Raw genomic sequence first — 14,037 nt, forward strand, 5'->3', positions numbered from 1 at the left:
ATCGAATTCGGGGTAACGCCAGATGCCCCCGACACTGAGCGTCGGGGGCACGGGGATCAGCGCTTGGTGTTCGAGCGGATGTTCCAGCCGAACTTGACCGGGCCGCCTTGCTTGGAGCCGTCGGCTTTCTGTTCCTGATACTCGACCATGACCTGGGCGAAGTTCAGGGTGACGTTTTCGGTCAGGCGATCATCGCTGCCCGAACCGCCGGTGCTCAGGGAGGTGACCAGCACTTCTTCCAGGTCGATTTTCATGTACTCGACCTGGCTTTCGCCACCGGCCTTGCGCACCACCAGGGTGACCTTGTCGATGTGCTTGCCGCTGGCGCAATGCATCATCAGGTTCGGCGAGGCCTTGTCGACGTACTTGGTCAGCGACAGGTCCTGGATATTGACCTTGCCGGCGCCGCCGCCACCGCCCATGTGCATGTTGCCGGACTGGGACATGCCCCAGCTCCAGTTGAGGACATCGATTTCCTCTTTGTGGGCCTTGTCCTGGGACTCGCCCTTGATGTCGCCGATCTTGATGAAGATATCAACAGCCATGTTTTCTCCAGTGTGGTCTTCACCACGATGTTGTTAGCCAGGACCCGCCGGGTAGGGGTGGGTTCACTGTTGTTGCGGATGACGCGGTCCCTTGTAGGAGCCAGCTTGCTGGCGATCGACCGCGAAGCGGTCGTAAATCCTGAGTACAGGGTCTTTCAGGAAGACCGCGTTCTCCGGTTTTGCGAGTGCTGCGCACTCGATCGCGAGCAAGCTCGGCTCCTACAAGGCGTGGTGTTGCCCACAAGGTTCGGGGTTATGCCCCTTTCGCCGACGGCAGTTTCGACACCAGGCGCAACGACACCGTCAGGCCTTCGAGTTGGTAGTGCGGGCGCAGGAAGAACTTGGAGGTGTAGTAACCCGGGTTGCCCTCGACGTCCTCGACCACCACTTCCGCCGCCGCCAATGGGTGCTGGGCCTTGGTGGTTTCGGTGGAGTGGGCCGGATCGCCGTCCACGTAGTTGAGGATCCAGTCCTGCAACCAGCGCTGCATCTCGTCCTTCTCTTTGAACGAGCCGATCTTGTCGCGCACGATGCACTTGAGGTAATGGGCAAAGCGGCAAGTGGCGAACAGGTACGGCAGGCGCGCGGCCAGGTTGGCGTTGGCGGTGGCGTCCGGGTCGTCGTATTCGGCCGGTTTCTGCAGCGACTGGGCGCCGATGAACGCGGCGAAATCGGTGTTCTTCTTGTGCAGCAGCGGCATGAAACCGTTTTTCGCCAACTCGGCTTCGCGACGGTCGGAGATCGCGATTTCGGTCGGGCACTTCATGTCCACGCCACCGTCGTCGGTGGGGAAGGTGTGGGCCGGCAGGTTCTGCACTTCGCCGCCGGATTCGACGCCGCGAATCCGCGAACACCAGCCGTAGTGCTTGAACGAACGGTTGATGTTCGCCGCCATGGCGTAGGCCGCGTTGGCCCAGGTGTACTTGGCGCTGTCGGCGCCGTCGGTGTCTTCTTCGAAGGCGAAGGCTTCCACCGGGTCGGTCTTGGCGCCATAGGGTAGGCGCGCCAGGAAGCGCGGCATGGTCAGGCCGATGTAGCGCGAGTCTTCCGATTCACGCAGCGAGCGCCAGCCGGCGTATTCCGGGGTGGTGAAAATCTTGGTCAGGTCGCGCGGGTTCGACAGCTCCTGCCACGAGCCCATGCCCATCACGGTCGGCGAGGCGGCGGCAATGAACGGCGCGTGCATCGCCGCGCAGACCTTGGACAGCTCGCCGAGCAGCTCGACATCCGGCGGCGACTGGTCGAAGTAGTAGTCGCCCACCAGGCAGCCGTAGGGCTCGCCGCCGAACTGGCCGTATTCTTCTTCGTACATCTTCTTGAAGATCGGGCTCTGGTCCCAGGCCGTGCCCTTGAATTTCTTCAGGGTCTTGTGCAGTTCCGGCTTGGCAATGTTCAGCACGCGGATCTTCAGCTGTTCGTCGCTTTCGGTGTTGTTGACCAGGTAATGCAGACCGCGCCAGGCGCTTTCCAGTTGCTGGAACTCAGGGTGATGGATCACCTGGTTGACCTGCGCGGTGAGCTTGGCGTCGATGGCGGCGATGATCGACTCGATCGACTTGATGGCGTCGTTGGACACCAGGTCGGTCTGCGCCAGGGCCTGTTCGGCCAGGGTGCGCACGGCGCCCTCGACGGCTTCGCGGGCACGCTCGGTCTTGGGTTTGAATTCCTGCATCAGCAGGTTGGCGAATTCGCTGGGCTCGGTGGTGGTGCCGGGCAACGTCTGATTGTCTTGCTGCAACTGGGTCATGATCGTTCGTCCTGATTAAGCGCTGGGCTCGGAGTCCTGGGGCTTTGGCGCACTTGCCAGGGCCTGGAGCAACGCCGGATCCTTGATGGCCTTCATGATGATTTCTTCGGCGCCGGTCTTGCCGTCCATGTAGGTCAGCAGGTTGGCCAGTTGGGTACGGGCTTCGAGCAGCTTGTTCAGGGCATCGACCTTGCGCGCGACGTTGGCCGGGCTGAAGTCGTCCAGGCTTTCGAAGGTGATGTCCAGGCTCAGGTTGCCTTCACCGGTCAGTTCGTTCGGTACGTGGAACGCCACCCGTGGCTGCATGGCCTTGAGGCGCGAGTCGAAGTTGTCGACGTCGATTTCCAGGAACTTGCGGTCAGCCACCGGTGCCAGGGGCTCGACGGGCTTGCCGGCGAGGTCGGCCATCACGCCCATGACGAAAGGCAACTGGACCTTTTTCTCGGCGCCGTAGAGTTCTACGTCGTACTCGATCTGGACCCGTGGCGCGCGGTTGCGCGCAATAAATTTCTGAGAGCTGGTGTTCGCCACGTTGTTGCTCCTGGTCGCTCAAGCGACGGTGTTGGCGTTATCGGTGGTTGCCGTTAACTAAGCGGCGCGGTCTCGACGGGCTTATTCGCCCTCGGGGCCCCGCAGGTTTTCAAATTGGGACAGACCGTCGGGAATCAGGTTGCGCACAATGGTCGCGAAGTCGGCGTGCACCAGGTTCTTGGCCCGGTTCAACAGCACCGGCAACGGGCTCGAGGGCTCGTGGCGGGCGTAGTAACTCAGCAGCCGTTCCAGGCTGCGCAGGACGTCGTCGCGGTTGCCGATCTCGCCCGGCGGCGCGCTGCGCGTGACGATCGGGGCGGCGCTGTCGCTGCCATGCACGGCGGGCTCCGCCTCGTATTCGGTCACGGTCGATTCGCCGGTGTCAGTGCCGGGCGCGTATTCGGCAAGGATCTGCAAGGCCAGCTTGAGCGGTTGGCGCAGGGCGCCAAGATCCACGCCCTCGGCCGAGCCGACCTGGTCGCTGACGAAACGCTCGATGGCGTCGACGGCGCTGCGGGCTTCGCTGAGCGCCGCGCGCATGGCGACCAGTTGCTCGGGGTCGCTGTCGCGCAGGGCGCCGGACAGTTCGTCGGTGTTCAGGCTTTCGTCGGAGAAGCCTTGCAGGCCGCTGGCATTCAACGCGGCGCGCAGGGTCACGGTGCCGAAGGCCCGGGAGCGGGTCAGCACACTTTCGCGCAGCAGGCGGATATTGGTCTCGCAGGCCAGACCCGAGAGCGCGTTGATCCGCACCGTGGGGTCGTTGTCGTCATCGGCGTCAAGCAGCGGATAGAGTTCGGCCCAGTATCGCTGGAGCATCTGGCTGACCAGGGTCAGGGCGTTGGCGAACCCGGGCAGGCCGTCGAGGGCCAGGGCACTTTGCACGAGGAAATGGGTGATGCGCAGGTCTTTGCTGCGTTGCAGGAGCGCCGTGCTCGACTGCTCGATGGCGCGCCACGCCGGTGGTTCGGCCGCTTGCACTGAGTCGCCCATGATGCGCTCGGGTTTACCTTGGGCATCACGCTCCAATTGCAAGAATTGCGCGTCATATTCCAGGTCCTCGCCACAGGGCGAGTTCGCTGAAACAGCGGCGAGCAACAACGACACATCCACCAAATTCGATCTCCTTATCGGCCTGCTGGATAGTCAGGCATCTGTCCCGAAAGTTCCTTCGGAAAGCTCTCATATTTCTTGTTGGCATATACAGCGTGATATCATTGAGCTATCACTTGTAAACAAGAAGTTGTGCATTTTTGGTGTAGTAGTTATAGCTTGTCAAGGTAAGCTATCGGCCCTTTGTTACCGTTGTGACACAATCGTCAAGGCTGTCGACCGCTGAGTCGGACCGTGTGCGTTTTTCATCATTTTGTAGGTAGAATCCGCTAGATTCGGCGAACTGGCTGAAATAGATAGGTTTTTTCCAGGATTCTCATGGCCCTGGCGAGGCCTGGCGCAAGGTGTTTGCGCTGGGTGGCTCGTGCGTGGATGTACTGCAAGGAGGCGCAATGTCGCTGTGTTTGACTATCACTAGTTATCACAAGATCACCCCTGGTCAATGTCCGGAGAAATCCATGGATACCGGGATGATGGCGATTGGCCGTAGTTCCGAGAATGACTGGGTTCTACCTGATCCGGAGCGGCTAGTTTCCTCGAAACATTGCGTTATTCAATACAAGGACGGTCGTTACTATCTGACCGATAACAGTACCAATGGCGTGGAGTTGGTTCAGGCCGGTATTCGTTTGCGTCGAGGTAACAGCGAACCGTTGCAGGACGGCGAAATCATCCGCATCGGTGAGTACGAGATCCGCGTGCGCATCGATTTCAACCTGCAACTGGCCCATGAAAGCCTGTCGGGGGGCGATTCGTCCAACAGTTTCGAAGCGCTGATGGGGCGGGCGGCCGCGGTGCCGGTAGTATCGCCGGTGAACATTCCGGCCGCGCATTTCCAGGGCGGTTCGGCGATGGACACGCTGCCTGATCTGTTCGATTTCCTGGCGCCGTCGAGCGTTCCACCGGCGACCCAGTCGGACCACGTGCCGGCCCAGCAGCATGACTTTCGTCCGCCGACTCCGGTGATCAGCCCGGCCCCGCTGGTCGTGCCGAAAGCGCCGGGTGCGGGGGTGATTCCCGAGGATTGGGATCTGTTCGGCGACACGCCCAAGGCGCCGGTCAGTACGCCGATAGCCATGCCTGTTGCCGAGGCTATCGTCGAGCCGACACCGACACCGACACCGACACCGATTCCCACGCCCACGGTCACGCCGGCAGTGGCCCCGGTTAGTCCGCCGGCCCCCGTGGCGGTGTCGAGCGGTACCGCTCAAGCCGATCTGCTGCAAGCCTTCCTGCGCGGTGCCGGCCTTGACCAGTTGCGACTCGACACCGCCCAGGTGGAGGCGCAGATGGAAGCCATCGGCCGCAGCTACCGGCTGATGGTCGAGGGCCTGATCGATGTGCTGCGGGCCCGTAGCAGTCTCAAGGGCGAGTTCCGCATGCAGCAGACGCTGATTCGCCCGGTGGAAAACAACCCGTTGAAATTCGCCCCGAATGCCGATGAAGCGCTGCTCTTGCTGCTGCGTCACGGCAACCAGGCGTTCATGGCTCCGGACCAGGCGGTCAGCGACAGTTTCGATGACCTGCGGGCGCACCAGATGGCGGTGATGGCTGGGGTGGAGGCGGCGATCAAGCACCTGCTCAAGCGTTTCGAACCGTCGGAGCTTGAGACCCGCATGGGCAAGCCCGGCGGTTTGTCGAACCTGTTCAGCGGTTCGCGCCAGGCCCAGTACTGGCAGCAGTTCACCGAGCTGTACACGAATATTTCCCGTGAGGCCGAAGAGGATTTCCAGGATTTGTTTGGGCGGGAGTTCAGTCGGGCGTATGAGGAACACAGTGCGCGGTTGCGCAAGAGTTTGTAGCTGCGGGGGTTGTCTGAGCGGTGGGAGGCGGGCTTGAGGGCCTCTTCGCGGGCAAGCTCCGCTCCCACAGTAGAACGAGTCGTACGCAGGTTTTGTGTACGGCTCAAAACCTGTGGGAGCGGAGCTTGCCCGCGAAGAGGCCAGTACCGCCACCACAGTTCCAACGGTTGGTCGCAAAACAGGATTTAACGGAAAGTTCATAACGTCATTGAGGACGCAGGATGATTCACCGAGTTTTACTGGCCGCAGCCCTCACGCTGCTGCTCGGCGCATGTGCCAAGGACGCGGCAGCCCCAACCCCAGCGCCCGCCGACGCGCCTGTTGCCGATAGCGCTACCGCTTCTCTGCATTTCCATGCCATTGCCGGGCTCAACCCCGGTGCCGATGGCGTGCCCGCCCCCGTGCGCGTGCGGATTTTCGAGCTGAAGAACAGCGCCAACTTCAACCGCGCCGACTACTTCGCCCTGGCCGACCGCGCCCAGGCGACCCTCGGCGTGGACCTGATCGATCAGGATGAAGTTCTGGTCCAGCCCGGCGAGCAGTTGGACATCGAGCGGGTACTCAACCCCGCGACCCGCCAGGTCGGCCTGGTGGTGGGCTACCGCGAAATCGACCAGGCGCTCTGGCGCACGTTGCTGACCATCGTGCCCAAGCAGCTCAACGACTATCAGATCAGCCTCGATGTGCGCGCCGTGCGCAGCGCCATCGTCGTGACCCCAACCCGCACCGCCCCCTAGGCAAACGGAGAAGCCATGTCCTGGAACAATCGAGTGGTCTGGTCGGAAGGCATGTTCATTGGAACGCAGCACTTCCAGCAGCATGACCGTTATCTGGAAAACCTGATCGACGCGCGCAGCCGGCCCCTGACCGTCGGCGCCTGGGGTTTTTCCGAGCTGCTGATCGACCAGGGCCTGCTGGCCCAGGGCAAGCTGGCCATCGTCTCGGCCCGGGGCCTGCTGCCGGACGGCACGCCGTTCAACATCCCTCACGATGATCTGGCGCCGAGCCCGCTGACCATCGATGCAAGCCTGCGCGACGGCCTGGTCTACCTGGCCTTGCCGCTCAAGCGTGCGGGCTCGCGGGACACCGTCGACGAAGGCGAGGCACTGGGTGGCGCACGTTACCTGAGCCAGGTCCGCGAAGTCCGCGACGACAACGCGCCATTCGAGAACCGCGCGCCGGTAGCCTTGGGTTCGCGGGCCTTGCGCCTGCTGACCGCCGAGGATGGCCTGGGCGACTACGCCGCCATCGGTCTGGTGCGGGTCAAGGAGAAACGCGCCGACCGCGCCCTGGTCCTCGACGACAGCTATGTGCCGCCAGTGCTCGATGTGGCCGCGAGCAAACCGCTGACGGCGTTCCGCAGTGAACTGCTGGGCCTGCTGCACCAGCGTGGCGAAGCCCTGGCCGGGCGGGTGGTGGCCTCGGGCGCCGGCGGTGCCTCGGAGATTGCCGATTTCATGCTGTTGCAACTGGTCAACCGCGCCCAGCCATTGATTAGCCATTTGAACCAGATCAGCCCCTTGCACCCGGAGCGCTTGTACAGCGAACTGGTGAGCCTGGCCGGCGAGTTTTCCACGTTCTCCAGCAGCGCTCGGCGCCCGGCCGCGTTCCCGGTGTATCAACACGACGACCTGGCGTTGAGCTTTGCGCCGGTCATGCAGGCCCTGCGCGAAGCCCTGTCGATGCTGATCGACAGCAAGGCGACGCCGATTCCGATTGTCGAGAAAGCCTACGGTATCCACGTGGCGATGCTGGCCGATCGCAGCCTGATCGACAGCGCCAGCTTCATCCTCGTGGTGCGCGCCGATATCCCCAGCGAAACCCTGCGCGGGCGCTTCGCCCAGCAGAGCAAGGTGGGTTCGGTGGAGCACATCCGCGACCTGGTCAACCTGCAGCTGCCGGGCATCGGCCTGCTGCCGTTGCCGGTGGCGCCGCGGCAGATTCCGTTCCATGCCGGGTCCACCTACTACGAACTCGACCGCGGCAGCGAGCACTGGAAGCAACTGGTGAACTCCGGCGGTTTCGCCTTCCATGTCGCCGGCGATTTTCCCGGCTTGAACCTGGCCTTCTGGGCAATCCGAGGATAAGCCGCGATGAATGCCAATGATGATCCGTCGGGCCAAGCGCTGCCCGCCAACGACCGTACCCAGTTCATGCCGCGTCCCGGTGGCCGGGCGCCGGAGCCCGCCCGCGCCGAACCGGTGGCGCCACTGTCGGTGCCGGCCGCGCCGCTGCCGATCGGTCAGTCCCAAGGCCTGAACCCCTTGGAGAGCGCCGCCGGCCCCTTGCTGGCCTTGCTGACGCGCCTGCGTAACACCATCGCGCACCCGGCGCCGGCCAGCCTGCGGGCGCAGTTGCTGGCTTACCTGCGCCAGTTCGAGGAACGTGCCGAAGGCGCCGGGGTGGCGCGCAACGATGTGTTGCTGGCGCGCTACGCGCTGTGCACGGCCCTTGACGAGGCGGTGCTGAGCACGCCTTGGGGCAGTGCCGGCGACTGGGGCAAGCAGAGCCTGCTGATCACCGTGCACAACGAAGCCTGGGGCGGCGAGAAGGTCTTCCAGTTGCTCGACCATTGCCTGCAGAGCCCGCGCGAGCGCCTGTACCTGCTGGAGCTGTTGTACCTGTGTATCTGCCTGGGCTTCGAAGGCCGTTACCGGGTGATGATCGACGGTCGCAGCCAGCTCGATGCCCTGCGCGAACGGACCAGCGCGGCGATCCGCAGTGCCCGTGGCGAGTATGAGCGCGAGCTGTCGCCGCATTGGCGCGGCCTGACGGTGGTGCGTGATCGCCTGAGTCAGTTCATGCCACCTTGGGTCGGCATCGCCATTGGCTTGGCGCTGTTGCTGGCCCTGCTGTTCGGTCTGCGCCTGAAGCTGGCCGCTGACGCCGAGCCGGTGTTTCGCAATATCCATGCCCTGGGCGAGATCCCGGTGCAGACCATCGACCGTCCGGTGGTACAGCCCAAGGTGGTGGAGCGACCACGTCTGGCCGGTTTCCTCGCCGATGACATCAAGGCCGGCAAGGTCGCCGTGGAAGACAAGGTCGACCGCTCGGTGGTGACTATTCGCGGCGACGAACTGTTCGCCTCGGCCAGCTCCAGCATCGTCGACGACTACCAGCCACTGATGCTGCGCATCGCCGATGCCATTCGCAAAGTGAAGGGCCAGGTGCGGATCACTGGGCACAGTGATAACCGGCCCATCGCGACCCTGCGCTTCCCGTCCAATTGGGCGCTGTCCCAGGCCCGAGCCGAGCAGGTGTTGCAGATCCTCGTGGCGAAGACCGGCCAGCCGGAGCGCTTCGGCGCCGAAGGGCGTAGCGACACCGAGCCGCTGGCTTCGAATGCCACGGCCGAGGGCCGGGCGAAGAATCGTCGGGTGGAAATCACAGTCTTGGCGGAGGGAGTCGAGTGAAGGCGTTTTTCGGTTTTGTCATTCGCTGGGTGATCCCGCTGCTGGGGCTGATCGCCCTGAGCCTGATCATCTGGTTCGTCGGTCCGCTGCTGGAAGTGCTGGTGCCGGAAGGTCGGCGCTGGACGCTGATCGTGCTGATCTTCGCGGTATGGATCGGCTACCGCGTGTTCCGTCTGATCCAGGCCCGGCGCCAGGCAGCCAAGGTCATGCAGAGCCTGGCCGCGGAAACCCCGCCGGACCCCGCCAGTGTCGCCACCGCCGAAGAGTTGGCGACCCTGCGTCAGCGCATGGCCGAGGCCCTGGCGCTGCTCAAGAAAGCCAAGCTCGGCGGCGACGAACGCCGCAACCTCTACGAGCTGCCGTGGTACGTGATCATTGGCCCACCGGGTTCGGGCAAGACCACCGCGCTGGTCAACTCCGGGCTGCATTTTCCCCTGGCTGCGCAGTTCGGCGCCGGGGCGATTCGCGGTGTCGGCGGTACGCGCAACTGCGACTGGTGGTTTACCGACGAAGCCGTGCTGCTGGACACCGCCGGCCGCTACACCACCCAGGACAGCCATGCCCAGGTGGACAAGGCGGCCTGGCTGGGTTTCCTCGATCTGCTGAAAACCCAGCGTTCGCGGCGGCCTATCGATGGTGCCTTTATCGCCATCAGCCTGTCGGACCTGTTGCTCAGCACCGAGGCCGAGCGCGCCGCCCATGCCACGGCGATCCGTGCGCGGATCCAGGAGCTGTATACCCAGCTCGGCGTGCGTTTCCCGATCTACCTGATGTTGACCAAGCTCGACCTGGTGCCGGGGTTCATGGAGTTCTTCGATGCCCTGAGCAAGGAAGAGCGGGCCCAGGTCTGGGGCATGACCTTCGAGCTGGACGACGGCAAGAACGCCGCCGGTCCGCTGGTGCGTTTTCAAGAAGAGTTCATGGGGCTCGAACAACGTCTCAACGCACGGCTGGTGGAGCGTCTGCAACAGGAACGTGACCCGGCGCGGCGCGACCTGATCTACGGTTTTCCGCAGCAGTTCGGCGCGTTGAAGACCTGCCTGGAGGATTTCCTCGACGGCGTGTTCAAGCCCAATGCCTATGAAGATCGCGCCTTGTTGCGTGGGGTGTACTTCACCAGCGGCACCCAGGAAGGCAGCCCCATCGACCGCCTGATCGGTGCCATGGCCCAGAGCATGAACCTGGATCGCCAGCAGCTGGCGCGCCAGAGCGGTAGCGGGCGCAGCTACTTCATCGAGAAGCTGTTCACCGCCGTGGCTTTCGCCGAGCGTGGGCTGGTGGGGGTCAATCCCAAGGTCGAGCAGCGCCGCAAATGGCTGGCTCGCGCGGTGCTGGCGACCACGGTCGCGGTGGTGCTGGTGGTCGGCGCCCTCTGGTGGGTGAGCTTCCGCGCCAACGAGGCCTATATCGCCCAGGTCGACCAGAAGGTCGCGCCCCTGGGCCAGAGCGTGCAGAACCTCAGCCCGGCGCAACGCGAGGTGCTCGCGGTGTTGCCGTTGCTCAATACGGTCAAGCACCTGGCCGGTGATGCGCCGGGCTGGGCCGAAGGCCTGGGCCTGTACCAGGGCGACATGCTTGAAGCCGAGTCCGCCAGCGTCTATCGCAAATTGCTGATCGCGGTGTTCGCGCCGCGCCTGCTGACCCGGGTCGAGGAGCAACTGCACGGCGGCGGCAATTCGGACTTCCTTTACGAGGGCCTGAAAGCCTACCTGATGCTGGCCGACAACGAGCATTACGACCCGCAGTTCATCAAGGCCTGGATCGCCCTCGACTGGGACCGCAGCCTGCCGCGGGATCTGCCGCCGGAGCAGCGCGTGGCCCTGGGCGAGCACCTGCAAGCGCTGTTTGATCGCCGTCCACCGAATGCTCGGTTGGACGAGCGGCTGATCGACGACCTGCGCCGCCAACTGCAACAACTGCCGGTGGCGCAGCGGGTCTATGACCGGGTCAAGCGCCAGAAGCTGCCGGACGGCGTGCCGGACTTCCGTCTGAACGAGGCCGCCGGGCGTGATGCGGCGCTGGTGTTCAGTCGCAAGAGCGGCAAGCCCCTGGGCGATCCGCTGAGCGGCTTCTTCACCGTCAAGGGCTATCGGCAGGCCTTCCTGCTGACCAGCCTGAACCAGGCCAATACCGTGGCCGAAGAACAATGGGTGCTGGGCCGTGACCCGGCCGAACAGCAGAATGTCGCCAGCCTGGCGGCGGATGTGCGGCGCCTGTATTTCCAGGACTACCTGCGCCAGTGGGATGCCTTGCTCGCCGATATCGACTTCGTGCCGATCACCAGCGTGGCCCAGGCCTCCGATGTGCTGCGGGTGATTTCCGGGCCGACCTCGCCGCTGAAGAAGCTGCTGCTGGCGGTGGCCAAGGAAACCGATCTGCAACAGGAAGAACGCTTGCTGGCGGCCCAGGGCAAACCGGTCGAAGGCAATGTCGACCAGCTCAAGCAACGCCTGGGCTCTTTGTTGGGTCAGGAACAGCCGGCGGGCAACAGCGCGCCAGTGGAAACGCAGGACCCGGTGAGCGCGCACTTCGCCGAACTCAATGCCCTGGTCAACAAGGGCGAAGGCGAGCCAGCGGCGATCGATGCCTTGCTGGCGGACCTGAATGCGCTCTATGTGCAGGTCAGCGCCATGTCCGGCGCCAGCGGCGATGCCCTGCTCGGCGAGGCGAAGAACCAGGCCTCGGCCGCCGCCACGCGGGTCAGCCTGAACGCCGAGCGCCAGCCGCCGCTGGTCCAGGGCTTGGTCAAGTCGGTGGTCAGCTCGACCACCAACAGCATGATGGGCGGGGTGCGCAACCAACTGAACGCGGCCTGGACCAGCGAAGTGGTCAACGTCTACCGGCAATCCCTCAGCGGCCGTTATCCGTTGGCCCCCGGCAGTGCCCGGGATGCGACGCTGGAGGACTTCGGCCTGTTCTTCGGGGTCGGCGGGGTGATGGACAACTATTTCCGCAAGTACCTGCAGCCTTACGTCGACACCTCGGCGACCCCTTGGCGCTGGCAGCCGGGGGCGGCGCAGAAACTCGGTATTGCGCCGGGCGTGCTGCAGACCTTCCAGCGCGCCGCGGCGATTCGCGATGCGTTCTTCCGCTCGGGCGGCACCCAGCCGACCGTACGTTTCGAACTCAAGCCGGTGGCGATGGACGCCTCCATCACCCAGTTCCAGCTCGAACTCGACGGCCAGCAGGTCGGCTATGACCACGGCCCGAGCCGGCCGGTGGCGATGCAATGGCCGAACCCCGGCAGCGTCGGCGTGGTGCGTTTGTCGATTTCGCCACCTTCGTCCAGCGGGCGCTCCGCGATCACCCTGGACGGACCTTGGGCCTGGTTCCGTCTGCTGGAGCAATCGGACCTGGTGGCCGGCAATGCGCCGGATCGTTTCAACCTGCGGTTGCGGGTGGACGGCGCGAGCATCTCCTACGAGTTGCGTGCCAGCAGCGCCTTCAACCCTTTCAAGAGCCGCGTGCTCAATGGCTTCAGCCTGCCGGAGCGGTTATGACGACGGTGGGTTTCTACGGCAAGCTGGCCAGTCGCGGCGACTTTGTCAGCCGCGGCCTGCCGCAGAGCTTTATCCAGCCTTGGGATGCCTGGCTGGCTTCGGGGTTGCTCGCCAGCCAGCAGCAACTCGGTGCTGACTGGCTGAACGTCTACCTGGTCAGCCCGCTCTGGCGCTTTGTGCTGGCGCCGGGTGTCTGCGGGCCGGACGCGGTGGCCGGGGTGTTGATGCCGAGCATCGACCGGGTCGGCCGCTACTTTCCGTTGACCGTGGCCCAGTCCCTCGATCCCGGCCACGCCCTGGCGGCGGTGGTCGGCGGCGCGGACGCCTGGTTCGAGCAGGTCGAGGTCCTGTTGCTGGCGACCCTGGAAGAAGGCGCCGGGTTCGAGGTGTTTGATCAGGCGATCGAGGCGCTGGGTGGTCTGCCGTTCGCCAACCGGGCACCCTCCAGCGATTTTGCCGGGTTGCAACGCCTGGCTGCGCTCGATGCGTTGAGCCGCGTCAACGCCCTGGCCGAACAGGCCTGTATCGGCAGCAGCCTCTGGTGGGGACGTGGTTCGCAGCGGATCGAGGCGGGCCTGATGCGCTGCGCGGGTCTGCCGGCGACCGTCGATTTCGGCAGTTTCCTTCTGGGCAAGGGGGCATCGACCTAGATGGCTCACGCACCTGCAATCACTTACCAGTCGGCCAGCTACAGCCATGTCGGCATGGTCCGCCAGATCAACGAAGACGCCTTCCTGGAATTGCCCGGCGCCGGGCTCTGGGTAGTGGCCGACGGCATGGGCGGGCACGCGGCGGGGGACTATGTCAGTAGCCTGATTGTCGACACCCTGCGCCGCATCCCACCTTCGGACTCCCTGGCGGTCTACACCTCGGCCTTGCGTACGCGGCTGGCCGAGGTCAACGCTGCCGTGCGCGAGGAAACCGCCAACCGCGGCGTGGCGATGATGGGCAGTACCGTGGTGCTGTTGGCGGTACGCGGGAGCGAGGGCGTTTGCCTGTGGGCCGGCGACAGTCGCCTGTATCGCCTGCGTGACGGTCAGTTGGAGGGCGTTTCCCGCGATCACAGCTACGTCCAGGACCTGCAGGACAGTGGCCTGCTCAGCGAGGCCGAGGCACGGGTGCACCCACGGGCGAATATCGTCACCCGGGCGATTGGCGTGGAAGCGCAACTGGAGCTGTCGATGGTGCCGTTTCAGGTACTGCCCGGCGACACCTATCTGTTATGCAGCGACGGCCTGAACAAGACCGCCGAAGACGCCGAGATCCGCGATGTACTGGTGCATGCCGACCCCTACGACGTGGTCCGCAGCCTGGTGCACCTGGGCCTGACCCGGGGCGCCCCCGACAACATCACGGCGATTGTCGTCAAAGCCATCTGAAGACCCCCGA

At 64.3% G+C, this 14,037-nt stretch carries 12 protein-coding genes; 7 read left to right on the forward strand and 5 right to left on the reverse strand.

Annotated features, from left to right (window positions below; all coding sequences use genetic code 11):
* Nucleotides 1-56 precede the first annotated feature (56 nt).
* The 5 genes from AC07VG_RS17665 to tssA form a co-directional block, all read right to left on the reverse strand.
* Complete coding sequence (locus AC07VG_RS17665) at nt 57-545, reverse strand: Hcp family type VI secretion system effector (RefSeq protein ID WP_177094000.1); 489 nt, start codon at nt 543-545, stop codon at nt 57-59.
* Between the two features lie 63 nt (nt 546-608).
* The gene (locus AC07VG_RS17670; protein WP_495000152.1) at nt 609-755 is read right to left on the reverse strand and encodes a hypothetical protein; all 147 of its coding nucleotides are present in this window, start codon (nt 753-755) and stop codon (nt 609-611) included.
* Between the two features lie 43 nt (nt 756-798).
* Nucleotides 799-2,292, reverse strand: coding sequence for a type VI secretion system contractile sheath large subunit (tssC, locus tag AC07VG_RS17675; protein ID WP_495000151.1), 1,494 nt, complete (start codon nt 2,290-2,292; stop codon nt 799-801).
* Nucleotides 2,293-2,307: 15 nt separating this feature from the next.
* A complete protein-coding gene (gene tssB / locus AC07VG_RS17680) occupies nt 2,308-2,823 on the reverse strand; it encodes a type VI secretion system contractile sheath small subunit (RefSeq protein WP_495000150.1) in 516 nt (171 codons plus the stop codon).
* 81 nt (nt 2,824-2,904) lie between these two features.
* The gene (gene tssA / locus AC07VG_RS17685) at nt 2,905-3,933 is read right to left on the reverse strand and encodes a type VI secretion system protein TssA (RefSeq protein WP_495021614.1); all 1,029 of its coding nucleotides are present in this window, start codon (nt 3,931-3,933) and stop codon (nt 2,905-2,907) included.
* Between the two features lie 392 nt (nt 3,934-4,325).
* On the opposite strand from tssA, the gene tagH reads away from it, so the two are divergent.
* The 7 genes from tagH to AC07VG_RS17720 all read left to right on the forward strand — a co-directional run bounded on the left by tagH (nt 4,326) and on the right by AC07VG_RS17720 (nt 14,027).
* Nucleotides 4,326-5,735, forward strand: a complete 1,410-nt coding sequence (gene tagH / locus AC07VG_RS17690) for a type VI secretion system-associated FHA domain protein TagH (protein ID WP_495000148.1) — start codon at nt 4,326-4,328, stop codon at nt 5,733-5,735.
* Nucleotides 5,736-5,956: 221 nt separating this feature from the next.
* Complete coding sequence (tssJ, locus tag AC07VG_RS17695) at nt 5,957-6,472, forward strand: type VI secretion system lipoprotein TssJ (RefSeq protein WP_495000147.1); 516 nt, start codon at nt 5,957-5,959, stop codon at nt 6,470-6,472.
* A gap of 15 nt (nt 6,473-6,487) precedes the next feature.
* Nucleotides 6,488-7,822 (forward strand): type VI secretion system baseplate subunit TssK, encoded by a 1,335-nt coding sequence (tssK, locus tag AC07VG_RS17700; protein WP_495000146.1) that lies wholly within the window; start codon nt 6,488-6,490, stop codon nt 7,820-7,822.
* Nucleotides 7,823-7,828: 6 nt separating this feature from the next.
* The gene (locus tag AC07VG_RS17705) at nt 7,829-9,148 is read left to right on the forward strand and encodes a DotU family type VI secretion system protein (RefSeq protein ID WP_495000145.1); all 1,320 of its coding nucleotides are present in this window, start codon (nt 7,829-7,831) and stop codon (nt 9,146-9,148) included.
* The gene (gene tssM / locus AC07VG_RS17710; RefSeq protein ID WP_495000144.1) at nt 9,145-12,648 is read left to right on the forward strand and encodes a type VI secretion system membrane subunit TssM; all 3,504 of its coding nucleotides are present in this window, start codon (nt 9,145-9,147) and stop codon (nt 12,646-12,648) included. The genes AC07VG_RS17705 and tssM overlap by 4 nt, the downstream gene beginning before the upstream one ends.
* Nucleotides 12,645-13,298: a type VI secretion system-associated protein TagF gene (tagF, locus tag AC07VG_RS17715; RefSeq protein ID WP_495000143.1), complete on the forward strand. Its 654-nt coding sequence runs from the start codon at nt 12,645-12,647 to the stop codon at nt 13,296-13,298. Before tssM ends, tagF begins: the two co-directional genes overlap by 4 nt.
* On the forward strand, nt 13,299-14,027 hold the full coding sequence (locus AC07VG_RS17720) for a PP2C family protein-serine/threonine phosphatase (RefSeq protein ID WP_495000142.1): 729 nt from the start codon (nt 13,299-13,301) through the stop codon (nt 14,025-14,027).
* Nucleotides 14,028-14,037: the final 10 nt, after the last annotated feature.

The organism is Pseudomonas sp. GW821-FHT03C07 (assembly GCF_059420925.1).